This is a genomic window from Micromonospora yongxingensis (assembly GCF_052601155.1).
Window position 1 is genome coordinate 13,130 of sequence record NZ_JBQXEO010000029.1, and the last position, 22,921, is coordinate 36,050.

Below are 22,921 nucleotides of genomic sequence, written 5' to 3' on the forward strand. Positions count from 1 at the left end.
GCGAGGCCGGACAGCCGGCTGCCGGCGAGGTGGACGCTCCTATTTCCGTCAAGCGGTCAGGGAGATCCGATCATCCGTGGCTGAGTAGATGATCAAAGGGTGCTGCGGGTTGTCCTCCGGTGTGAGGCGCACTGGCTTTCCGAGGTGCCGTCCGAGGCTGCGCATGAAGCAGCACAGGAGGTCCAGTTGGTGCTGGCCCTGTAGATCGTCGCGGTCGAAGTCGAACACGACCTCGTCTTCGCTGAAGAAGTGGGTATTGACCCGCAGGTCGGGCGCTGGCCAGATGCGCAGGTTGACGAACGCCTCGGAGGTGCGGGCGAAGATCTCAGCGACCTGCTGCGGTAGTGGCAGGGAGTGGTCTTCGACCGTGTAGTCGAACCGCCATCCCTGGGATCTCACGAGGTCGATCGCCCGTTGCCAGTCGGTCTCACCGGCGTCGAGGATGTAGGCCTCAAGTGACGAGCAGTCGGACGCGAACCATTCGGCGACATCGTTCCAGAGCAGGTAGTTCACTCGGACATGATCATCCTTGCGGAGCCTTCAAGCACACTCAATTAGGTGGTCAGCTGTGAGCAGTCGGTAGGCGTCTCGGGCGATGTAGCGCATGAGGCATCCCATGATCTCCGTCTGGGTCTTGCCCTCTGCCGTGCGGCGGGTGACGTAGTCCTTCGTGGGCTGGTGGCAGCGCATGCGGACGAGGGGTGATGCGCCAGAGGGCGCGGTTGGTGGCCGCCCGCTCCCCGAGAGCGGGTCGACGGCAGATGGGAGGGCGGCAACAGGCGAGGGCTTGGCTGTCCGTTCGTGCTTGCCGGGTCCAGATCCGGAGCCCTTGGGGGTAGGCGGTTGTGACTCTGTTGACCGCACCAGCCTCGTTGCTGGCCCGTTCTAGAGTCCGGCCATGAACCGGCGACGGCCAAGCCGAACCTTCCTGCGGGTGTTCTCGATGTTCAGTCTCGTCTTTGCGACTTCGATAACGGTGATCGGCGCATGGTCAATCACAGACGAACGTCGGGGATCAGAGGCAGTGGCTGACGTGCTGGAGGTCGAGCATCGCGGTGCGAGAACCTTCCTGACGGTCCGGTTCACTACAAACCGTGGCGAGGTGTGTGAATCAAGCCTGCGCGCCACGGTCGACGCAAACCAAGCTGTGAGCACCGGTCAGCGCATTCGTGTTCACTACGCCAAGAGCGACCCCTGCCTGAGAGTGCGCGAGGTGGGCGATCATTCCGGATGGTTCATCCTCCTCATCGCGGTGGTACTTCTGATCGCCTTCGCCATCCTGGCCCATGTTTCGTGGCGTCGCCCCCGCCCTCCAATCCCGCTCCGATACGCGGGCATGCCCTGATGAGTCGGACGAGGTTGGTTTGGCAGAGTCGCGTGGGCACTGTCCGCGGCTCGTCCACGACGGTTCCGAGCTGCGCTCTGGCCGGATTCCTGAGTCGGTGCTGGTGCTGACAGCGAGGCTGCGGTCGACGTTGCGCGCGTAGCGTGTGCCGCAGTCACGCGGCTGTCCTGGAGGTTGACGATGCACTCGACGGTCCACTCGTTCCGCACGCCCGAGGGCGTGACGCTCGGGGTCGAGCACTTCGGCGACGCGGCGGCGCCCCTCGTGCTGCTCGCGGGCGGCACGACCATGCTCTCCTGGCCCGACGCGCTCTGCGAGACGCTCGCTCGCGGCGGACGTCACGTCGTGCGCTACGACCTGCGTGACTCCGGCGCGTCCACGACCGTCGACCCCGAGGCGCCGGCGTACACGCTGCGCGACCTCGCCGCCGACGCGGCCGCGCTCGCCCGCGGTCTCGACGACCGACCGGCGCACCTGGCGGGCATCGGCGTCGGCGGCATGGTCGCCCAGGTCGCCGCGCTCGACCACCCGGAGGCGTTCTCGGCACTCACCCTCGCCGGGACGCGGCCCGTCGCACCGGGCCCGGTCGACGACGACCTGCCCGACCACGACGCGGCGACGATGAACCGGCTGTTCGCGCTCCCGATGCCCGACTGGTCCGACCGCGCTGCCGTGGCGGAATTCGCCGCTGCCGGCGCGGAGATCCTCGGCGACGATCCCGCCGCAGCGCACGCGACCGCCGGGCGCATCTTCGACCGCACCCCCGGCAGGGAGCCCGCGGTCCAGATGGCCAACCAGATGGGCATGGTGTTCTCCAAGCTGGACTGCACGCCGCGCTGGCGGGAGCGTCTGCCCGAACTCGCGATACCGGCGCTCGTTGTGCACGGTCGTCGCGACCCGTTCTTCCCGGTCGGCAACGGCGAGGCACTCGCGCGCGCGATCCCCGGCGCGCGGCTGCTCGTGCTCGAACAGGCCGCGACCGCGATCCCCGACGAGGCTGCCGACGAGGTCGCCGCAGCGATGCTCGCGCTGTAGACGCCATCACGGACTGTCTGTCGGGCTACCGCGTCGGCATACCGCCGCGCGGGCTGTTGACGACCAGATCGGCTGATGCTGGCGCCAGGTAGGGGTGATCTGGGTAGTACTCGATGTGTAGGTGGCCGCCGTGCTCGTCAGTCGCCATGGATTCGAGGTTCGACGCGAAGATGGCCAGCGGGGCGGGGGCGCCGACAATCTGGAGTACGCCGTCGGCGTGGTCGACCGAGATCAGGACCATGCTGTTGGCCGCGGTTGAGATCCGGACGCAGCTGAGGGCGGTGCCGCCGAAGGGGTCGATGGCATCGTGCTCCGCCGCACGGGTTCCACCTCCGGCCGAGATGAGTGCGGCTAGGGCGTGGTACTCGTCTGCGGTTCCGGAGAGGTCGGTGTAGCCGAATGCCGGGTAGAAGAGGGCCTTCACGTTGTCTCCGTCGTCTCGGGGTCGAACCGCATGCCGGTGCCGGAGTGTTGCTGTGCGGGCCCATGATTCTCAGCTGCTGGGCCGGTGGCTAGCAGTGAGTGGGTTTCACGGGCGATGTAGCGCTTGAGGCAGCGAGGCGTCATGCACCGCGCGCCTTTCGCAGGCGCGACCGAATCTCGATTCGATCTACGCCGTGCCTGCCCGGGTCACGGACCTGCCGGCTGACCACGGGGTGGGGCCGGCAGCGCTGATGTACCACCGGGCCGTCGACGCCGACAGCTTCAATCCCGTCAGCCGTACGTTCGAGCAGAACGACGTCTACCTGGTGACCCGGTCCGGCGAGCACTTCCGCGTCGGCCGTACGCCCCCGGACACGGGACCGCTCAACCTGTCCCTGTCGCCGGACGGGCGGTGGCTGGGCGGGAAACGGGACGGCCGGTGGTGGTTGAGGGACCTGTCGGCCGTGACGGAGTACGAGGTTCCCGAGGAGCATGAGCTGTTGCGGTGGTCCACGGACGGCCGCTCGGCCCTGCTGGGCAAGCCGGGCACGGCCTGGACCTTCGCGACCATGGCGTTGCCAGGCGGCACGGTACGACAGCTCACCGTGGCCCTCCCTCCAGCCGCCGCGGTGGTGGCCTTCATCGCCGGCCGGGAGTTGGCGGTGTTCGATCCGAAACCACTGCTCGTCGGGTCCGCACCGCACGAGGTGGCTGTCACGCTCAAGGACATCCTGACGGGTGAGGGCCGGGCACTGCCGGTGGTCGTACCGGGTCAGCTCGTGCCGGGTGAGGTGGCTGGTCCCTTCGCGCTGATCCACGGGGGTGGGAGCCCACCGAGCATCTGGGTGGAGGTCGGCCGACCCGATCTGGTGCCGGCCAGCGCTCCGGAGGGCATGCTGGTGGCGCCCTCGGTCGCGCTGTTGGGCGTCGATGTGGCCTCCGGCGTCGCCGCCGGCCGGATCGAGATAGCTCCTTCCGGCGCAGGTGGCCGGCAGTTGTGTCGAGGGGTGGTGGCCGACGGCGCCGTGGTGCAGCGCGAGACCGGGGCCGGCACCGAGCTGCTGGTCGTCGACCCTCGCCGCAATGTCCGGCGCCTCGTGACGACGTTCCCCGAGTCGGTGACCGTCCTCGCCCCGGGCGCCACCACGTAGCCGTCCCGACCCGATCATGCCCCTTCCGGTAATCGTCGGGCCGGCCGCGACACAAGCCAAGGTGAGAGTCGCCGAGGCAATGGGGGTTCGGGTGGGTCCACCGAGGAAACGCGACGAGGACTGGTTCACCAGCCTCTACGCCGCCGAGTACGCGCACATCGTCAGGTACGGCCTGCGTCGACTCGCCGACGCGGACGCGTCGGCGGAGCTCGCCCAGGAGGTCTTCGTCGTCGCCTGGCGGCGCCGCGGCGAGGTGCCGGACCGCAGCCTGCCCTGGCTGTACGGGGTGGCCCGGCGCCTCCTGGCGAACCAGTGGCGGTCCCGGCGCGCCGCCCCGGACGTCCTGCCGATCAGCGACGCCGACCTGGCGCGGGTGGCGCACCCGTCCGGCGCTGACGCCACCGTGGGAGTCGCCGACATCCGCGCGGCCCTGGCGACTCTCAACGACCTCGATCAGGAGATCCTCCGGCTGATCGGTTGGGAGGAGCTGACGGTCTCCGAGGCCGCCCAGGTACTCGGCTGTGCCCGCACCACCGTGGCGGTGCGTCTGCACCGTGCCCGCCGACGCCTCACCGAAGCGATGTCAGACCGCCCCGTCCGGCCCCGACGTCCGGTGCTGGCCAGCATTCGAGAGGACCTGTGATGTTCGGAGCAGAGCGAACCCGTAGCCTCCTCGGCCCGGCCGACCCGGCCCGGGCCGCCGCCGTCACGCGACCCCCGGTCTCGGCGCGCGACCTGATCGACCGGGCCGGCGAGGCCGAGCCGACAACCAATCACCGCCGGGTACGCCCGACCCGGCGGCTGGTCCTGACGGCCGGGACCATGGCGGTCGCGGCCGGCGCCGTGGCGGTCCTCCAGCCCTTCGGCGGGGCCACCCCGGACACCGCGGACGTGCCGGCTGCCGCACCGGGTTCGGTGCTCGTGCCGGTCGCGTACCAGTTCGCCTCGGAAGCGCCGCCGGCCGGCCCGCAGCTGCGGGCCCTGGCCGGGAAGCTGGTCGGCACGGGGTACGACAACCGGGGCGGGCGCTACATGTACCACCACACGAAACTGTGGGGCGATCCGGTGATGACCTCTTCCGACGGCCGCCACCACGTTGCCTTCGCCGACGAGACCAAGGTCTGGCAGGCCGCCGACGGGACCGGCAACCAGGTCACCGTCCAACTGGAACCGCAGTACCCGGATCAGGAGTCCCGGGACTACTGGCAGCGGAACCCCTGGACGCGTCCCGGCGTCGCCGGCACGCCCGCACCCGCCAGCGTTCCGCTGCCACCCAGGGACCTCACGCCGCTGCCGACCGACAGGTCGCAGCTGCGCGACCTGCTCAAGGTCGTCCACGGAGCGGGTGCGGTGAGCAAGGAGGTCAGCACGGTGTACGGGCGGTACGTCGTACCGCGTCAGACCCGCGCGGAGATCCTCCGGGTCCTCGCCGACGTTCCCGGCTTCCGGTGGCGAGGGCAGGTGACCGACCGCGCCGGACGGAAGGGCGTGGCGGTGACCTTCGACGACCGCGAGCACGACGCCCAGTCCCTGCTGATCTTCGACCCGAAAACGGGTGAACTGCTCGCCCACGAGCGGCTGACGCTCGCACCCGTGCGGATCAGCTCGTACCAGGTGATCCTCGATACCGCCTGGACCGACCGGATCGGCTGACCGGCCGACAGCGGGGTCGCTCCTTCGGGAGCGGCCCCGCTGCGTCTGTGTTCGGGCCGGTTTGACCTGGCGCGCGTAGCAGATCAAGTGGGTCGGCGGGCGTTGTCCACAGGCCGCCGCGTTGTCCACAGGCAGTGCGGTCGGGACGGTTCGCGGGGCGGATTCCGAGCAGGGTCGGCGGCACACCCGAGCCCGACCCGCTGGAGGCCGCGATGGCACCCCGTACCTCCGTTCCGCCGATCCGACGACTCCCCCTGATCGTCACGGAGGACGGCGACCTGCTCGACGACCTGCTCCGGCTCGCCGCCGCAGGCGGGACCGAGGTCGAGCTCGCCGCCGACCCGGCGGCCGCCCGCACCCGCTGGCTGCCCGCGCCGCTGGTGCTGCTCGGCGCCGACCAGGCGCAGTCGTGCCTTCGCGCGCGGCTGCCGCACCGACCCCGGCTGGTGCTGGTCGGCCGAGCCGGCGAGATCGACCCCGGCTGGCAGATCGCCGAGCTGATCGGTGCCGAGCACGTCGCCGCGCTGCCCGCCGCCGAGCCGTGGCTGGTGGACCGGTTCGCCGAGCAGGACCCGGACCGGCCGGACGGTTCCGGCGCGCGGATCGTCGCGGTGTTCGGCGGGCGGGGTGGCGCTGGGGCGAGCGTGCTCGCCGGCGGGCTCGCCGTGACGGCCGCGCGGGCCCGACTTCGCACGCTGCTGGTCGACGCCGATCCACTCGGCGGCGGTCTCGACCTCGTGCTCGGCTGGGAGCAGCTGGAAGGGCTGCGCTGGCCGTCGCTGACCGGTGCGGACGGGCGGGTCGACGCCCCGGCGCTGGTCCGGGCACTGCCCAGCCGCGGTGACCTGGTGGTGCTCTCCTGGGACCGCGGCGACCTGCTGCCGCTGCCCGCAGCGGCGATGGCGGCCACCGTGGACGCGGCTCGGCGTGGCCGGGACTTCGTGGTGATCGACCTGCCTCGACAGCTGGACGACGCCGCCGTGATCGCGTTGCAGGCGGCCGACCAGGCGTTCGTCGTCGTCCCGGCCGAGCTGCGCGCCACCGCCGCGGCCGCGCGCGTGGTGGCCGCCGCCGTCCCGCACTGCGCCGCACTCTCGGTGGTCGTACGCGGTCCCGCGCCGGGTCGATTGCGCGCGACGGAGGTGGCACGCGCCCTCGGGCTTCCCCTCGCCGGCACGCTGCGCCCCGAGCCAGGGCTCTGCCGCGGGCTGGAACGGGGCGAGGCTCCGGCCGCCGCCGGCAAGGGCCCGCTGGCCGCCCTCTGCCAGCGGATCGTCACCGAGCTCACCGGCGTACCGGCCACGGGTGCGGCATGAGCGGCCGGCCGGAGGACGCCACCCTCGCCGGCCGGGTACGGCAGCGCATCGCCGCGGCCACCACCCCGGTCACCCCGGCGGCGATCGTCTCCGCGGTACGGGCCGAACCCACCGCGGCGGTGCTCGGCGACACCGCCGTGCTGCGGATCGCCGACCGGGTCCACGACGACCTCGTGGGCGCCGGGCCGCTGGCCCCGCTGCTGACCGACCCGGACGTGACCGACGTACTCGTCAACGGGACGCGCGTCTGGGTCGACCGGGGAGCGGGGCTGCACCAGGTGGCGGTCCCGGTGGGCACGGTCGAGGACGTTCGACGGTTGGCGCAGCGACTGATCGCCAGCGCCGGGCGGCGGCTCGACGACGGCTCCCCGTACGCCGACGCCCGGCTTCCCGACGGCACCCGGCTGCACGCCGTACTGCCGCCGGTGGCGACCGAAGGCCCGTACCTGTCCCTGCGAACCTTCCGGCACCGACCGTTCACGCTGGACGAGCTGGTGAGCCAGGGGACCGTGCCACGACCGGTGGCACCCGTGCTCGCCGCCGTCGTCGCAGCCCGGTTGGCCTACCTGGTCACCGGCGGCACGGGGTCGGGCAAGACCACCCTGCTCAACACGCTGCTCGGGCTGGTGCCGGCCACCGAGCGGATCGTGCTCGTCGAGGACGCCGCCGAACTGCAACCGGGGCACCCGCACGTGGTGGGGCTGCAGGCGCGTACCGCCAACGTGGAGGGATCGGGCGTGGTGAGCCTCGGCGACCTGGTCCGGCAGGCGTTGCGGATGCGTCCGGACCGGCTGGTGGTCGGCGAGTGCCGGGGTGGCGAGGTGGTCGACCTGCTGGCCGCGCTGAACACGGGCCACGACGGGGGCGCCGGAACGCTGCACGCCAACACACCATCCGACGTGCCGGCCCGGCTGGAGGCGCTCGGCATGCTGGGTGGGCTGCCGCGCGCCGCGCTGCACGCTCAGGTGATCGCCGCGTTGCAGGTCCTGTTCCAGGTCCGCCGCGGCGATCGGGGACGGGTCCTGGAATCGATCTGCCTGCTGCTCCCGGAAGGCCCCGACCGGGTGGTCACCGTGGTGCCCGCCTGGGTACGCGGTCGAGGGCTCGGGCTGGCCGCCCGGGCGTTCGGCGCGCTGTTGCGGGACCGTGGCGTGGCGGTGCCGCCGATCCTCGGCGAGCCGTGGCCCGGATCGGCGGGTCCGGCATGACGGGCGGGGCGCTGCTGGTGGTGGCACTGCTGCTGGCCGCCGCGGCACTCGTGGCCTGGCCTGTGCACAGCATCCGGGGCCGTCGCCGCCGCGTGTTGACGACGGCCGGCCGTGGAAACGGCGGTGCCGACCCGGACGAAGCGTTGGTGGAATGGGTCAGAGAACTCGGTCACGGGTTGGACGTCCCTGTCGATGGGTTCGGCACTCCACCCTCCTCCGGTCACCAGCCGCCCGTAGCCCGGAACTTCGGCGGCCGGCGGACGCTGACCGGCTGGTCCACCAGGGACGTCAGCGGCGACCAGCCCTGGCCGAGAGCGGCGGGCGGCGCAGTGGGATCCACGCGACCGGCAGGTCCGCAACGTCCGCCGACCCGGCGCGACCCCCGTGGTCCGGCCGGTACCGCCCGGCCGGTGGCCCTCGCACCGGACACCGAGCGGCCGCCGGTAACGCCAGCCTCCGTGCCAGTGATCGAAGCGGACCTGTCGGTTCGGGACGATCCGTTCACCGTGGCAGCAGTCGACGGCGGCGGACTTCGGGCCGTCGACTCGACGACCAGGACCGCCGCCGGGGCTGGTGGGCAGCCGATCCCACCGCGTGCCCCACGTTCGCCGGCACGCATGCTGCTGCTTGTCGGCCTGCTGGGAGCCGGTGTCGGCGCCGTGCTGGCCGGGCCGGTGGCCGCCGTCGCGGTTGCCGCCTACGGCACGCTGGCCGTGCGCGCTCTGCTGCGGTGGCGGACGAATCGACACGTCGAGCGGATCCGACGGCGCGGGTTGGACCAGCTCTGCGGTCTCGCGGCGGATCTCCGGGCGGGTCTGCCCGTCCCGCCGGTCGTCGAGATCGCCTCCGCGGGTGGGCCGGACCGGCTTCGCCAGCTCACCTCGGCGGCGGTGCGGCTGGCGGACCGGACGGGTGCGCCGCTGGCGGATCTCGTCGAGCGGATCGAGGCGGACGCCCGGGCGACCGACCGAGGGCTGGCCGCTGCGGCAGCGCAGGCGGCCGGGGCCCGGGCCACGGCCTGGCTACTGGCGGCCCTGCCGATCGGCGGGATCGGGCTCGGGTACGGCATCGGCGTGGATCCCGTGGCGGTCCTCCTGCACAGCACGGTCGGCGGGGTCTGCGCGGTGCTCGCGGTCGCCCTGCAGGTCCTTGGTCTGTTCTGGGCCGAACGCCTGGGCGCGACGCCGGGGCGGGCCGGTTGATGTCCCGGACGGTTTCCGTCGCGGGTCCGAGCGCAGTGGTCGGCCGGCGGCCGGACGCGATCCGGCTCGCAGCGGGTCTGGGCGGGCTCGCCGTGGCCGTGGTCATCGGCGGTTGGTTCGGGCTGCTCGGCGCGGTCCCGACCGCGTTACTGCTGGACCGGCTTCTGCGGCGGATCGAGTCGCCGGCCGCGCGCAACCGGCGGCTCCGGGAGGCCGGCGACCTGCCGCTCGCCGCCGACCTGCTGGCTGCGGCGCTGCGGGCGGGCGCCCCGGTGGACCGCTCGGTGCTGGCTGTCGCCGAGGCGCTCGACGGCCCGCTCGCCGAGCGGTTGGCCCGGGTCGGCCGCACCCTGCTGCTCGGCGGCGGCCCGGCCGAGGCGTGGTCCGCGCTGGACGGGGTGCCGGGGGCGGAGCGGTTGACCGCAGCCGCATTCCGCTCGGCGAACAGCGGGGCGGCTCTGGCCGGTGCGCTGACCCGGCTCGCCGACGACCTGCGTGCCGACCGGGCCACCGCCGCCGAGGCGTCGGCCCGCCGGGCGGGCGTGCTCATCGTCCTGCCGCTGGGGCTCTGCTTCCTCCCGGCGTTCATTCTCGCCGGCCTGGTGCCGGTGATCGTCGCCGTCCTCGGCGACGTGCTCTGACCCATCGAGAAGGGAAAGCCATGCGTAAACTCATCGCCCGCCTGCGCGGTGACGCCGGAATGAACACGGCGGAGTACGCCGTCGGCACTCTCGCCGCCGTCGCCTTCGCCGGGATCCTGCTGAAGGTGTTGACCTCCGGCAACGTCCAGTCAGCTCTGACCGCCGTCATCGACCGGGCGCTCAAGTGATCCGGCGCCGGCAGGCCGGCCGCGATCGGGGGACCGGCACCGCCGGGTGGCCGACCGGTGGCGGGCGGATGGTCCGCGTCGTCGTCGTCGACCGGCCGGGCGACGGTGACCGGGGGTCCTTCACCGCCGAACTGGCGGCCGGCCTGCCGGCGCTGCTCCTGCTCCTGCTCGCCGGCCTGACCACCGTCACGGCCGTCAGCACCCAGGCGAGTTGCCTGCACGTCGCGCGGGAGGCGGCGCTGGCCGCCGCGCGGGGCGCGGACGGCAGCACCGGCGGCCCGGGCGCGGCGCCGCCGGGGGCGGAGGTGTCGGTGTCGATCGAGGGCGACCGGGTGCGGGCGACCGTACGGGCGCCGGTGCGTGCGCTCGGCGGTCGGCTACCGCGCATGACCGTGGAGGCCACCGCCGTCGCGGCCGTCGAACCCGGGGCCGGGGAGGTGAACCGGTGAACCAATGCCCGGTCGTTCCGGCGCACCAGACCCCGCCCGGCTCGCCGCACCTCCGCCAACAGCGACAACACGCGGACCACCTGGAGATCGACCGGTCGGACGAGGAGAGGCTGGACGCCGAGCGGCCCGGAGTCGAGCAGTTGTCCCTCGATCGGGGTGGTGCAAGCGTTCTTCTGCTGGCGCTGGGGCTGGTCTTCGTGCTGGTGGGCACGTTCGGCGCTGCCGTCACCGCGACCGCGATGGCGGCTCAGCGGGCGGCGGTGGCAGCGGACCTTGGTGCGCTGGCCGGCGCAGGCAGGGTGTTCGACGGCGGCACGGCCGCCTGCGCGTTCGCCGCCGACATCGCCGGTCGCAACGGTGGACGTCTCGCGGACTGTCGCCTCGACGGGCTCGACGTGCTGGTGACCGTCGAGGTGACAGTCACGCCCCTACCCGGTCTGACCCGTGTCGCGGCGTCCACGGCCCGCGCCGGACCGGTGCGGGCCTGACTGGTTCGACCACTGCCGGGCGATCAGCCGATCCGGTCGGCAGCCGATCCGGTGGCTGGCAGCCGGCTGGCCGGGACACGGACCGGTGGGCCCGTGTCCCGGCCAGCGGCCGAGCGCAGAGTGGCCCGGTGGGCCGGGTGCGTCAGCGGGCCTGGAGCGCGTCGAGGGCGACGGCCATCGCGATGACCAGGCGGCGGTCGATCTGCGGGTTGTGCACCTCGACGACGTACTTGTCGCGCAGGCCCCACTTCTTCACCACGGAGAAGACGGTCTGGCCGTCGGCGACGAAGTCGAAGTGGTACGGCAGCCAGGACAGCGAGTCGACGAACCGGCGCAGCAGCGCCACCGGCAGGCTGCGCTCCTGGCCCGTCACCTGCGGCAGGCCGGCCTGCTCGACGTGCCAGGTGGAGCGGAGCAGCGACTGGGCGAAGTCCTTGCGGAACAGGCCGATCGGGTTGCCGGCCGCGTCGGTGACGTCGTACGTGGCGCCGAGGTCGATGCGCTGGCGGGCCTTGAAGCCGAGCAGGGCCTGCTGCTTGGAGTCGTCGGTGTAGATCGTCACCTGCTCCTTGAAGGCGAGCCGCTTCTGCTGCGCGAAAGCCAGCAGCTCACCCTCGGTGCCGTCCGGGGCGACCGCCCGGACCTCGTACTGGTTGACCATCATCCGGAGTCGCTGGCGGATGTGGAACTGCCGCAGGGTCTGCAAGTTGTCGAGCTGCATCTGGTCTCCTCAGGGGAATGATGCGCCGGAGTCTCGCACAGCCTTGCGACCACCGCCGGCCCGCGTCCCCCGGCGCTCCCACCAGCGAAAGATCCACCCGGTTTGATCGGTGCCCGTGGAGGTCAGCGACCGTCGACGGTGGCGCGCAGCGCCCAGCCGTTGAGGACCTGATGGATCCCGCGCAGCCGTTCGTTGATCTGCTCCAGCCGTTCCGCCTGGGCCAGGGCGGCCAGCGCGGAACCGAGCGCGATCTGCTGGTCGAGGGTGAGTTTCTCCTGGTCGATGGTGTAGAGCAGGTCGACGGTCTCGGCGATGGTGTCGGCCACGGCTCCTCCTCGGTGCGTGAGTGAACGGCGAGACATGCATCAATGGAAGCGCTCCCACGCTATTCCCCGTGTGGCGTCGGATCATGCAACCAGGCTCAGGCGGGCAGGTTCGCCAGCACCACGTCGAGCGCCCGGATCGCGTCCGGCTTGGAGAGCGGGTTGTTGCCGTTGCCGCACTTCGGCGACTGCACGCAGGACGGGCAGCCGGTCTCGCAGCCGCACTCCGCGATGGCGTCCCGGGTGGCCCGCAGCCACGCCGACGCCGTCCCGTACGCCCGCTCGGCGAAGCCGGCGCCCCCCGGGTGCCCGTCGTAGACGAAGACGGTCGGCGCCTCGGTGTCCGGGTGTACCGCGGTGGAGAGCCCACCGATGTCCCACCGGTCGCAGGTGGCCATCAGCGGCAGCAGGCCGATCGCGGCGTGCTCGGCGGCGTGCAGCGCACCCGGTACGTCCGCGGCCTGCACGCCGGCGGCGGTCAGCGACTGTGGTGACAGGGTGAACCAGACCGCGACGGTGCGCAGCTCCCGGGTGGGCAGGTCGAGCGGCCGGGTGTCGATCACCTCGCCGGTGGCGATGCGGCGCCGCTGGTAGGACACCACCTGACTGGTCACGTCGACCTCGCCGAGGAACATGCCGACGGGCCCGGCGTCGACGTAGGAGCGCACCGACACCACGGACAGGTCGGTGACGTCCCGGGCGTGGGTGGACCAGTCCGGCTCCTCGACGTGCACCAGCGCGCACCCGTCGGCGAGGTCGAGCTCGTCGACCACGTACGAGACGCCCTGGTGCAGGTAGACCGCGCCGGCGTGGAGGAGGAAGTGCGAGGAGCCGCCGTCCACGGTGCCGAGCAGCCGGCCGGTGGAGGCTTCCACCACGCAGACCGGGGCGCCGCCCTCGCCGCGCAGGTCGACCTCGGGGCGCTCCCGGTGCCGCCAGTACCAGCCGGTGGGCCGCTGCCGCAGCGCACCGGCCGCCACCAGCTCGTCGACAGCCTCCTTGGCCCCGTCACCGAAGAGTGCCAGGTCGGCCGGGGTGAGCGGGGCCTCGACCGCGGCGCAGGCGAGCTGCGGGGCCAGCACGTACGGGTTGGCCGGGTCGAGCACCGTCGCCTCCACCGGCGCCCCGAAGATGGCCTCCGGGTGGTGCACCAGGTAGGTGTCCAGCGGATCGTCCCGGGCCACCAGCACCGCGAGGGCCTCCTGTCCGGAGCGCCCGGCGCGGCCCGCCTGCTGCCAGAGCGACGCCCGCGTACCCGGGTAGCCGCAGATCAGCACCGCGTCGAGCCCGATGAGGTCGACGCCCAGCTCCAGGGCGTTGGTGGAGGCCAGGCCGAGCAGATCGCCGTGCAGCAGAGCGCGCTCCAGCTCGCGGCGCTCCTCGCGCAGGTAGCCGCCCCGGTACGCGGCGACCCGGTCGCCGAGCCCGGGCACCGCGTCGTCCAGCGCCCGGCGTGCGTTGGCCGCCACCACCTCGGCGCCCTTGCGGGAGCGGACGAACGCGAGCGTGCGTACCCCCTCGGCGACCGTGTCGGCGAGCAGGTCCGCGGTCTCCCGCAGGGCCGACCGGCGGACCTGGACGAGGTCCGCCGTCTCGTCGTGCCCGCCCGTCGGCTGCGGTGGGGGGAACGAGGAAGCCGCCCCCGAGTCGGGCGGAAGCAGCGGTGGTTCCCAGAGAGCGAAGGTCACCCCGCCGCGCGGTGAGGCGTCCTCGGTGACCGCGGTCACCGGCAGGCCGGTCAGGCGGCCGGCCGCGGTCGCCGGGTCGCCGGAGGTCGCCGAGGCGAGCACGAACACCGGGGAGGCCCCGAACCGGGCGCACTGGCGGCGTAGCCGGCGCAGCACGTGCGCCACGTGCGAGCCGAAGACCCCCCGGTAGGTGTGGCACTCGTCGATGACCACGTACGCCAGGCGGCGCAGGAACCCGGACCACTGGGCGTGCCCGGGCAGGATGCCGTGGTGCAGCATGTCCGGATTGGTCAGCACGAACCGGGAGTGCCGGCGGATCCACTCCCGCTCGGCGCGCGGAGTGTCCCCGTCGTAGCAGGCCGGGCGTACCCCCTCCAGCTCCAGTGCGGCGACGGCCCGCAGCTGGTCGGCGGCGAGCGCCTTGGTCGGCGCCAGGTAGAGCACCGTGGCACGGGGGTCGGCGAGCAGGGTGGCCAGCGCCGGGAGCTGGTACGCGAGCGACTTGCCCGACGCGGTGCCGGTGGCGACCACCACGTGCCCGCCGTCGTACGCCAGGTTGGCCGCCTCGGCTTGGTGCTGCCAGGGCGCGACCACGCCGCGGCGGGCGAACGCCGTGCGAAGCTCCGCCGGTGCCCACGTCGGCCAGGGCGCGGGCACCCCGGCGCGGGCCGGCACCCGCTCGACGTGGGTGACCGGGTCGCCGGCGCCCCGGGCGCGCAGTCGGCGCAGCAGGTCGACCGGCGTTGGCCCGGTGCCTGGGCCTGCGGATACGGTGGCCAGGGACGACGGCTTCAGGTCGTGGCCCGGCGACAGGCGCGCCGAGCTGAAGCTGTCGTCAGTCACGTCCTGCACTCTCGCACTGGTGTTCGGAGATGAAAAGTCGGGCCCGGGGGTAAAGGGAAGGCTCCGCCGGTGACCGCAGGGTGTCCCGGCGGTAGTGGTTAGATGCCCAGGAGAGTTTACGGCTCTGGCGAGGAGGACCGATGGAGCTGTCGCTGGCGACCCGCACCGTGGGCGAGCACACGGTGCTCGAGGTCGGCGGTGAGGTGGACGTCTACACCGCGCCCCGGCTCCGCGAACGGCTCCTCGAACTGATCGATGGTGGCGCCCGACACGTGGTGGTCGACCTCGGTCGGGTGGACTTCCTCGACTCCACCGGGCTGGGCGTGCTGGTCGGCGCGCTCAAGCGGCTGCGTACGGCCGGCGGCTCGTTCGCCCTGGTCTGCGACAAGGAGCCCCTGCTGAAGATCTTCCGGATCACCGCCTTGGACCAGGTGTTCCCGCTGCACCCCACGGTCGATGCTGCCGTCGGCGCGGAGCCGAGCGGCGCCAGCGCGTGATGGCGACGGTCCGGCTCTCCTTCTCCCCGGCGCCGGTGCACGTGCGCACCGCCAGGCTGGTCGGTGTCGCCGTCGCCCGGCGCGCCGGGGTCCGGGAGGACCTGCTGGACGAGGTTCGCCTGGCCATCGGCGAGGCGTGCACCCGGGCGGTGGCACTGCACCGCCAGTACGGCCTGGCCGACCCGGTGCTGGTGGAGATGTCCGACTCGGGGTCGTACTCGGTGCGGGTGGTGGATCGCGCGCCGATCGAGGCGGGCATCGGGCTGGCGGCCCTGCCGCCGGACGAGCTGGCCAACGAGTCGCTCACCGACGAGGCGCTGACCACGGGTGTCGGCTTCGCGCTGCTCGCCGGTTTCGTCGAGGACCTTCAGGTGCGTCCGGTCGACGAGGGCATCGGCACCGAGGTGCGGATGGTGTGGCCCGTCGGCCGCTGACCCGTTCCCGTTCCACAGGCCGCATCCCACCGGGATGCGGCCTTCTTGTCATGGACCGGGCCCTATATCAGATTTCGTTTCATAACACAGCGACGAAGATCATCGAGACACGGTGCCCCCTCGGTGTGACCTCCGACACTGTGGAGGGCTACAGTACCCGGGTTGTCAGCAAGTGATCCATCCCGCAGCCAGCGGGTATGGGTGGTCATCGCTGGTCCGCTGGAGTGGGTTGGCGCGCGCTTGCGAGTCCGCATTTCAGGCGCCGGTGGGTGCGTCTCCACTGACCGGCGCGCGTGTTCGGTACAGGAGGACACAGATGTCCGAGACCTTGGCCGCCGACAGCGGCGGGCTATCCCTAACCGGGGCCAATGCCAGGTACGTCATCATCGCCGCGGTCATCGCGCTGGTGGCGCTCGCCTTCGCCGCCGCCCTGACGAAGGCGGTGCTGGCGGCCGGTAAGGGCACCACCAACATGCAGGAGATCTCCGGCGCGGTCCAGGAGGGCGCCTCGGCGTACCTGCTGCGGCAGTTCCGCACCCTGGCGATCTTCGTGGTGATCGCGGTGATCCTGCTCTTCCTGCTGCCGGTGCATGACACCGACGGCAGCGAGACCGCGGTGAAGCTCGGCCGGTCGGCGTTCTTCGTGGTGGGTGCGCTGTTCAGCGCGTTCATCGGCGGCGCCGGCATGTGGCTGGCCACCCGGGCCAACCTGCGGGTGGCCGCCGCCGCACGGGAGCGCGTTGGCGGCCGCGAGGCAGCCATGAAGATCGCCTTCCGGACCGGCGGCGTGGTCGGCTTCCTCACCGTGGGCCTCGGCCTCTTCGGCGCCGCGCTCGTCGTCCTGGTCTACCGGGGCGACGCGCCGACCGTGCTGGAGGGCTTCGGCTTCGGTGCCGCGCTGCTCGCGATGTTCATGCGGGTCGGCGGCGGCATCTTCACCAAGGCCGCCGACGTCGGCGCCGACCTGGTCGGCAAGGTCGAGCAGGGCATCCCCGAGGACGACCCGCGCAACGCCGCCACCATCGCCGACAACGTGGGCGACAACGTCGGTGACTGCGCCGGCATGGCGGCCGACCTGTTCGAGTCGTACGCGGTCACGCTTGTCGCCGCCCTGATCCTCGGTCGCGCCGCGTTCGGCGAGGACGGCCTGGTCTTCCCGCTGATCATCTCCACCATCGGCGTGCTGGTCGCGATCTTCGGAGTCTTCATCACCCGGCTCCGCGCGTCCGACCGCAACGCCCTGACCGCGATCAACCGGGCCTTCTACATCTCGGCGGTGCTCTCCGCGGTGCTGGTGGCGATCGCCGCCTACGCCTACCTGCCGGCGACCTTCGCCGAGTTGGAGGGTGGGCTCACCGACGTCGACCGCAACCCGCGGCTCGTGGCCATCGGCGCGGTGGTGATCGGCATCGTGCTGGCCGCCGCGATCCAGGCACTGACCGGCTACTTCACCGAGACCAACCGGCGCCCGGTGCAGGACATCGGCAAGAGTTCGCAGACCGGTGCGGCCACGGTCATCCTGGCCGGCATCAGCATCGGCCTGGAGTCCGCCGTCTACTCGGCGCTGCTGATCGGCGCCGGTGTCTTCGGCGCGTTCCTGCTCGGCGGCAGCAGCATCACGCTGTCGCTGTTCGCGGTGGCGCTGGCCGGTACCGGCCTGCTCACCACGGTCGGCGTGATCGTCGCGATGGACACCTTCGGGCCCATCTCCGACAACGCCCAGGGCATCGCCGAGATGTCCGGTGACATCGACGAGCACGGCGCCCGGACGCTCACCGAGTTGGACGCGGTCGGCAACACCACCAAGGCGATCACCAAGGGCATCGCGATCGCCACGGCGGTGCTCGCCGCGACCGCGCTGTTCGGGTCGTACACCGACTCGCTCCGCACCGCGTACGCGGACGCGGGGGTGGGCGACGTCGGGAGCGAGATCCTCAACTCGCTGAACGTGGCCAACCCGCGCAACCTGGTCGGCCTGATCATCGGTGCGGCGGTGGTCTTCCTCTTCTCCGGGCTGGCCATCAACGCGGTGTCCCGCTCGGCCGGCGCCGTGGTGATGGAGGTCCGCCGGCAGTTCCGTGAGCTGCCCGGCATCATGGACCGCACCCAGCGCCCTGAGTACGGCAAGGTTGTGGACATCTGCACCCGGGACGCGCAGCGCGAGCTGATGACCCCCGGCCTGCTCGCCATCCTGGCGCCGATCGCGGTCGGTTTCGGCCTCGGGCCGGGCGCGCTCGCGGCGTACCTGGCCGGTGCGATCGGGGCCGGCACGCTGATGGCGGTCTTCCTGGCCAACTCCGGTGGTGCCTGGGACAACGCCAAGAAGCTGGTGGAGGACGGCGCGTACGGGGGCAAGGGCTCCGAGGCGCACGCCGCGACGGTCATCGGCGACACGGTCGGCGACCCGTTCAAGGACACCGCAGGCCCGGCCATCAACCCGCTGCTCAAGGTGATGAACCTGGTCTCGCTGCTGATCGCGCCCGCTGTGGTGGCGTTCAGCATCGGCGACGACCGGAACACCCCCGTGCGGGTGGCCATCGCGGTGGTGGCCACGCTGATCATCGCGGCGTCCGTGGTGTTCAGCAAGCGCAAGGGCATCGCGATGGACGACTCCGACACCGGTGCGGGCAGCACGGACCACCGGCCGGAGACGGTCAACGCCTGATCGTTCCCGGCACCGGGTCCCCGGTCGGCGTGTCGCGCCGACCGGGGACTCTCGGGTCCTTCTCCGGGCCGTCCTGACCGATGCCACACCCGGCCGGAGGTCGTACGCTGCAACGCATGCGTACGTGCCGGGCGTCAGCCGCCGGAAAGTTCACGGTGGTCCTGGCCACGTTCGTCGTCGTGCTCTCCGGCTGCGGTGGCGGTCCCAGCCCGCGAGCCTGGGCGGCCTCGGTCTGCGGTGCGCTCACTCCGTGGCGGTCGGAGATCAGCAAGTTGACCAGCAGCACCGACGAGCAGATGACCGCGCAGACCACCCCGGCGCAGGCCAAGGAGAACCTGGTGCGGCTCTTCGGTGGGGCGGAGCAGGCCAGCGAGACCGCGCGCCGCAAGGTGGAGCAGGCCGGCATCCCGGAGACGGACAACGGCGAAGCTATCTCCGCCGGTTTCCGCAGCTCTCTGGGAAAGATGCGGGACGCGTACGGCCGGGCCCGGGACACCATCGACGGGTTGGGCACCAGCGAGCCGACCGCCTTCTACGACGGGGTGCGCGCCGCGGTGGAGACCCTCAAGAAGGAGTACGACGCCAGCGCCCTGGACACCAGCCAGCTCAACTCCGAGGAGCTGAAACAAGCCTTCGACGAGGTGCCGGAGTGTCGCTGAGCGGGTTCGGCGACACCGGAGCGGCTCAGCCGCCGCCGGCGCTGTTCCCGGCCCCCGAGCCCGAGGCGCCGGCACCCGGCTCGGCACGACGGCGATCCGGAGCGGGCGTGCCGTCCTCCCCGCCCCCGCAGACCGACGACGCGGGGCGGCAACTGGTCTTTTTCGGCGCGGAGGCGGCCGAACCCACGGTCGCCGACCTGACCGGGCTGCTCGCCGGTCCGGGCGAGGTGGTGCGGATGGGTGGCACCGCCCGCCTCTCGGTGCGGGTGGACGCCGCCTGGCGGGTGCACGTGCTCGTCGCCGAGCTGGCGCTGCGCGGGCTCGCGGCGAGCTGGGAGCCGACCGGGGACGAGCGACACGCCGTCCGTACCTCGTACACCCGGGTTCTGAAGCCGCTCGCGGTCGCCTGGCTGCACGGCACGGCGAAGCGCCCGCCGGCCACCTTCCACCTCACCGGCCGGCGGCTGCGGCTCTGGCTCGCCGCCGCGGGGACGCCGGAGCCCTCCGGCGGCTTCCTGCTCAGGCTCGGCGAGGGCGACCGGGAGTGCTGGGAACCGATCGGTGCGGCACTCGCCGCCGCCGGCCTGGAAGGCGCGATGACCGGCCCGGACGACGGCGGCCCGGGCTACCTGATCAGCGGCCGGCGCCGGTTGGGTCGGCTCGCCGAGCTGGTCGGGGAGCCGCCGCGAGCGGCGCCGGCCGACGCCTGGCCGACCCGACCCTGACCGAGGCGTGAACCGGTCATTCCGCCCAGAATGCGGCGCGAGCCGGAGCGGGCGCCGCGTGTCCGGTGCCGGACAGCCGGCGAGGCGATACCGGCGGAAAACGGGCGGGTCGGACCTCGGCCGAGAGTCCGCCATCGTCACAGTGACCCGCTTCGAGCCCTACACACGGTGTACGGTGGCGCCGTCCGGCAGTGCCGAGCGCGGCGGGGCGGGAGTTGACCGCCTCGCCGGAGCGGTTTGCGGCCCGCGAAACCCGAAACGCGGGCGGCGCGTTACGTTGGACATCCGGACCGCCGGTGCGACGGCGGGGTCGAAAGCGGTCGCTGTCCGGGCGCCGGAAGGCCACGAGCAGGAGTGAGGTCGGGGAGAGACGTGCCGAGCGAAGCTGGAACCACCCGTCTGGTCATCGTCGAGTCACCGGCGAAGGCCAAGACGATCTCGGGCTACCTCGGCCCGGGGTACGTCGTGGAGGCCAGCTTCGGTCACGTCCGCGACCTGCCGCGCAACGCCGCCGACGTGCCGGCCAAGTACAAGAAGGAGCCCTGGGCCCGGCTCGGGGTGGACGTGGACAACGGCTTCCACGCGCTCTACGTCGTCTCCGCCGACCGGAAGCAGCAGATCAGCAAGCTGGTGAAGCTGGCCAAGGAGGTCGACGAGATCTTCCTGGCGACGGATGAGGACCGCGAGGGCGAGGCGATCGCCTGGCACCTGGTGGAGACCCTCAAGCCCAAGGTGCCGGTCAAGCGGATGGTGTTCCACGAGATCACCAAGCCGGCGATCCAGGCGGCGGTGGCCAACCCCCGGGAGATCGACCGCGACCTCGTCGACGCCCAGGAGGCCCGACGGATCCTCGACCGGCTCTACGGCTACGAGGTCTCTCCGGTGCTGTGGAAGAAGGTCATGCCGAGGCTCTCGGCGGGCCGGGTGCAGTCCGTGGCGACCCGGATCGTGGTCGAGCGGGAGCGGCAGCGGATGGCCTTCCGCACCGCCGAGTACTGGGACATCCTTGCCACCCTCGCCGTGGCGAACGCCGGCGAGGGGCCGCGCGCGTTCAACGCCACCCTCATCGCGCTGAACGGCGACCGCATCGCCACCGGCAAGGACTTCGAGCCGACCACCGGCAAGGTGAGGCCCGGGGCCGGCGTCGTGCACCTCGACGAGAGTGGCGCCCGTGGCCTGGCGGCCCGCCTCGACGGGCGGCCGTTCACCGTCACCCGCGTCGAGGAGAAGCCCTACCGTCGCCGCCCGTACGCGCCGTTCATCACCTCGACGCTCCAGCAGGAGGCGGCCCGCAAGCTGCGCCTGTCGTCGCAGCAGACGATGCGCACCGCGCAGCGGCTGTACGAGAACGGCTACATCACCTACATGCGTACCGACTCGGTCAACCTGTCGGAGACCGCCATCTCGGCGGCCCGCCGGCAGATCGTCGAGCTGTACGGCGAGCGCAGCGTGCCGCCGGAGCCGCGCCGCTACACCGGCAAGGTGAAGAACGCGCAGGAGGCGCACGAGGCGATCCGTCCGGCGGGCGACAACTTCCGTACCCCCGGCGAGGTCGCCAAGGAGCTGTCCGCCGAGGAGTTCAAGCTCTACGAGCTGATCTGGCGCCGGACCATCGCCTCGCAGATGACCGACGCGGTCGGCTCCAGCGTCTCGGTGCGCATCCGCGCGGTCTCCACCTCCCAGGAGGAAGCCGACTTCGGCGCCACCGGCAAGACCATCACCGACCCGGGCTTCCTGCGCGCCTACGTCGAGTCCAGCGACGACGAGAACGCCGAGGCCGAGGACGCCGAGCGCCGGCTGCCCACCCTGGTCAAGGACCAGCCGCTGACCGCCGACGAGCTGGCCGCCCAGGGTCACCACACCCAGCCGCCGTCGCGATACACCGAAGCGTCGCTGGTCAAGGCCCTGGAGGAGCTGGGCATCGGCCGACCGTCCACCTACGCGTCGATCATGCAGACGATCCAGGACCGGGGGTACGTCACCAAGCGCGGCCAGGCGATGATCCCCACCTTCCTGGCCTTCGCGGTGATCGGGCTGATGGAGCGGCACTACCCACGCCTGATCGACTACGACTTCACCGCCACCATGGAGAACGAGCTGGACGAGATCGCCGGCGGGGACCACGCCGCGGTCGACTTCCTCACGGCGTTCTACTTCGGCAGCGCCAACGGCGCCGGCGACCAGGACATCGCCCGCTCCGGTGGGCTCAAGAAGCTGGTCACCGAGAACCTCAGCGAGATCGACGCGCGCAGCGTCAACTCCATCCCGCTCTTCACCGACGAGGACGGCCGCGAGGTCGTCGTCCGGGTCGGCCGGTACGGGCCGTACCTCCAGCGCGAGCTGCCCGGTGGCGAGCAGCCCACGCCGGCTCCCTCGGGCGAGGGCGAGGAGGGCGGTGCCCAGGGCGACCGCGCGCCGATCCCCGAGGGCCTGGCCCCGGACGAGCTGACCCCGGAGAAGGTGCACGAGCTGTTCCTCGGCGGCAGCGGCGAGCGCAAGCTCGGCGACGACCCCGCCACCGGCGAGCCGATCGTGCTCAAGTCCGGCCGGTTCGGCCCGTACGTGTCCAGCGGCGAGCGGAAGTCCTCCCTGCTGCGCTCGCAGACACCGGACTCGCTGACCCTCGAGGAGGCGCTCCGGCTGCTCAGCCTGCCCCGGCTGGTCGGCGTCGCGCCTGACGGCGTCGAGGTGTTCGCCAACAACGGCCGCTACGGTCCGTACGTCAAGCGCGGCGAGGAGTTCCGTTCGCTGGAGTCCGAGGAGCAGATGTTCACCGTCGGCCTCGACGAGGCGCTGGCTCTGCTGGCCGCCCCGAAGACCCGCGGACGGCGGGCGGCGGCGCCCCCGCTGCGGGAGATGGGCGTCGACCCGGCGACCGAGAAGCCGCTGGTGATCAAGGACGGCCGGTTCGGCCCGTACGTCACCGACGGGGAGTTCAACGCGTCTCTGCGGCGCGGGCAGACCCCGGAGGCGCTGAGCATCGAGGAAGCCTCGGAGATGCTGGCCGAGAAGCGGGCCAAGGGTCCGGCGCCGAAGAAGAAGGCGGCGGCGAAGAAGGCTCCGGCGAAGAAGGCAGCGGCCACCAAGAAGACGGCCGCTGCCAGCAAGTCCACCGCCGCGAAGAAGACCACCACCGCCAAGGCCACCACCGCGGCCAAGAAGACCCCGGCCAAGAAGGCGGCCCCCCGCAAGGCCGCCACCAGCACCGAGTAACCCCTGCGCTACGAGATCTTGGAAAACGGCCCCCTGCGGGGGCCGTTTTCGTGT

23 protein-coding genes are annotated in these 22,921 nt (G+C 72.3%); 18 read left to right on the top strand and 5 right to left on the bottom strand.

Features of this window, described 5'->3' with window-relative positions; all coding sequences use genetic code 11:
- Positions 1-48: 48 nt before the first annotated feature.
- On the bottom strand, positions 49-513 hold the full coding sequence (locus ACTWLT_RS26890; RefSeq protein WP_445320732.1) for a hypothetical protein: 465 nt from the start codon (positions 511-513) through the stop codon (positions 49-51).
- A 385-nt stretch (positions 514-898) separates the two neighbouring features.
- Here ACTWLT_RS26890 and ACTWLT_RS26895 point away from each other — a divergent pair, with 385 nt between their 5' ends.
- Together ACTWLT_RS26895 and ACTWLT_RS26900 are read left to right on the top strand one after the other, a co-directional pair.
- Positions 899-1,345, top strand: a complete 447-nt coding sequence (locus tag ACTWLT_RS26895) for a hypothetical protein (RefSeq protein WP_445320733.1) — start codon at positions 899-901, stop codon at positions 1,343-1,345.
- Between the two features lie 180 nt (positions 1,346-1,525).
- Positions 1,526-2,380 (top strand): alpha/beta fold hydrolase, encoded by an 855-nt coding sequence (locus tag ACTWLT_RS26900; RefSeq protein WP_445320734.1) that lies wholly within the window; start codon positions 1,526-1,528, stop codon positions 2,378-2,380.
- A 25-nt stretch (positions 2,381-2,405) separates the two neighbouring features.
- On the opposite strand, the gene ACTWLT_RS26905 is transcribed toward ACTWLT_RS26900, so the two are convergent.
- Positions 2,406-2,804, bottom strand: a complete 399-nt coding sequence (locus tag ACTWLT_RS26905; RefSeq protein WP_445320735.1) for an Imm32 family immunity protein — start codon at positions 2,802-2,804, stop codon at positions 2,406-2,408.
- Between the two features lie 193 nt (positions 2,805-2,997).
- Here ACTWLT_RS26905 and ACTWLT_RS26910 point away from each other — a divergent pair, with 193 nt between their 5' ends.
- From ACTWLT_RS26910 to ACTWLT_RS26955, 10 genes are all read left to right on the top strand, one after another.
- Entirely contained in the window at positions 2,998-3,954 is a 957-nt protein-coding gene (locus ACTWLT_RS26910) for a hypothetical protein (RefSeq protein WP_445320736.1), read from the top strand.
- Positions 3,955-4,045: 91 nt separating this feature from the next.
- Positions 4,046-4,597 (top strand): RNA polymerase sigma factor, encoded by a 552-nt coding sequence (locus ACTWLT_RS26915; RefSeq protein WP_445320737.1) that lies wholly within the window; start codon positions 4,046-4,048, stop codon positions 4,595-4,597.
- The gene (locus ACTWLT_RS26920) at positions 4,597-5,607 is read left to right on the top strand and encodes a CU044_5270 family protein (RefSeq protein WP_445320738.1); all 1,011 of its coding nucleotides are present in this window, start codon (positions 4,597-4,599) and stop codon (positions 5,605-5,607) included. Before ACTWLT_RS26915 ends, ACTWLT_RS26920 begins: the two co-directional genes overlap by 1 nt.
- A gap of 212 nt (positions 5,608-5,819) precedes the next feature.
- Positions 5,820-6,923, top strand: a complete 1,104-nt coding sequence (ssd, locus tag ACTWLT_RS26925) for a septum site-determining protein Ssd (RefSeq protein WP_445320739.1) — start codon at positions 5,820-5,822, stop codon at positions 6,921-6,923.
- Entirely contained in the window at positions 6,920-8,131 is a 1,212-nt protein-coding gene (locus ACTWLT_RS26930; protein ID WP_445320740.1) for a TadA family conjugal transfer-associated ATPase, read from the top strand. Before ssd ends, ACTWLT_RS26930 begins: the two co-directional genes overlap by 4 nt.
- Positions 8,132-8,394: 263 nt before the next feature.
- A complete protein-coding gene (locus ACTWLT_RS26935; RefSeq protein ID WP_445320785.1) occupies positions 8,395-9,333 on the top strand; it encodes a type II secretion system F family protein in 939 nt (312 codons plus the stop codon).
- Positions 9,333-9,974, top strand: coding sequence for a type II secretion system F family protein (locus ACTWLT_RS26940; protein ID WP_445320741.1), 642 nt, complete (start codon positions 9,333-9,335; stop codon positions 9,972-9,974). The genes ACTWLT_RS26935 and ACTWLT_RS26940 overlap by 1 nt, the downstream gene beginning before the upstream one ends.
- Positions 9,975-9,994: 20 nt before the next feature.
- Complete coding sequence (locus ACTWLT_RS26945) at positions 9,995-10,162, top strand: DUF4244 domain-containing protein (RefSeq protein WP_081883916.1); 168 nt, start codon at positions 9,995-9,997, stop codon at positions 10,160-10,162.
- A gap of 68 nt (positions 10,163-10,230) precedes the next feature.
- Positions 10,231-10,611: a TadE family type IV pilus minor pilin gene (locus tag ACTWLT_RS26950; RefSeq protein WP_445320742.1), complete on the top strand. Its 381-nt coding sequence runs from the start codon at positions 10,231-10,233 to the stop codon at positions 10,609-10,611.
- 110 nt (positions 10,612-10,721) lie between these two features.
- Positions 10,722-11,099 (top strand): Rv3654c family TadE-like protein, encoded by a 378-nt coding sequence (locus ACTWLT_RS26955; protein ID WP_445320786.1) that lies wholly within the window; start codon positions 10,722-10,724, stop codon positions 11,097-11,099.
- 142 nt (positions 11,100-11,241) lie between these two features.
- On the opposite strand, the gene ACTWLT_RS26960 is transcribed toward ACTWLT_RS26955, so the two are convergent.
- The 3 genes from ACTWLT_RS26960 to sftH all read right to left on the bottom strand — a co-directional run bounded on the left by ACTWLT_RS26960 (position 11,242) and on the right by sftH (position 14,674).
- Positions 11,242-11,820, bottom strand: coding sequence for an LURP-one-related family protein (locus tag ACTWLT_RS26960; protein WP_445320743.1), 579 nt, complete (start codon positions 11,818-11,820; stop codon positions 11,242-11,244).
- Between the two features lie 122 nt (positions 11,821-11,942).
- Positions 11,943-12,146 (bottom strand): hypothetical protein, encoded by a 204-nt coding sequence (locus ACTWLT_RS26965; protein WP_252416152.1) that lies wholly within the window; start codon positions 12,144-12,146, stop codon positions 11,943-11,945.
- A gap of 95 nt (positions 12,147-12,241) precedes the next feature.
- Complete coding sequence (gene sftH, locus ACTWLT_RS26970) at positions 12,242-14,674, bottom strand: DNA 3'-5' helicase SftH (protein ID WP_445320744.1); 2,433 nt, start codon at positions 14,672-14,674, stop codon at positions 12,242-12,244.
- A 140-nt stretch (positions 14,675-14,814) separates the two neighbouring features.
- Between sftH and ACTWLT_RS26975 the strand changes: the two genes are divergently transcribed.
- From ACTWLT_RS26975 to topA, 6 genes are all read left to right on the top strand, one after another.
- Positions 14,815-15,171 (top strand): STAS domain-containing protein, encoded by a 357-nt coding sequence (locus ACTWLT_RS26975; protein ID WP_252416150.1) that lies wholly within the window; start codon positions 14,815-14,817, stop codon positions 15,169-15,171.
- Complete coding sequence (locus tag ACTWLT_RS26980) at positions 15,168-15,605, top strand: ATP-binding protein (RefSeq protein ID WP_252416149.1); 438 nt, start codon at positions 15,168-15,170, stop codon at positions 15,603-15,605. Before ACTWLT_RS26975 ends, ACTWLT_RS26980 begins: the two co-directional genes overlap by 4 nt.
- A 316-nt stretch (positions 15,606-15,921) precedes the next feature.
- A complete protein-coding gene (locus tag ACTWLT_RS26985; protein WP_445320745.1) occupies positions 15,922-18,270 on the top strand; it encodes a sodium-translocating pyrophosphatase in 2,349 nt (782 codons plus the stop codon).
- A gap of 116 nt (positions 18,271-18,386) precedes the next feature.
- Positions 18,387-18,929, top strand: coding sequence for a hypothetical protein (locus tag ACTWLT_RS26990; protein ID WP_252416147.1), 543 nt, complete (start codon positions 18,387-18,389; stop codon positions 18,927-18,929).
- Positions 18,920-19,654, top strand: coding sequence for a hypothetical protein (locus ACTWLT_RS26995; RefSeq protein ID WP_445320746.1), 735 nt, complete (start codon positions 18,920-18,922; stop codon positions 19,652-19,654). The genes ACTWLT_RS26990 and ACTWLT_RS26995 overlap by 10 nt, the downstream gene beginning before the upstream one ends.
- 372 nt (positions 19,655-20,026) lie before the next feature.
- Entirely contained in the window at positions 20,027-22,867 is a 2,841-nt protein-coding gene (gene topA, locus ACTWLT_RS27000; RefSeq protein ID WP_445320747.1) for a type I DNA topoisomerase, read from the top strand.
- Positions 22,868-22,921: the final 54 nt, after the last annotated feature.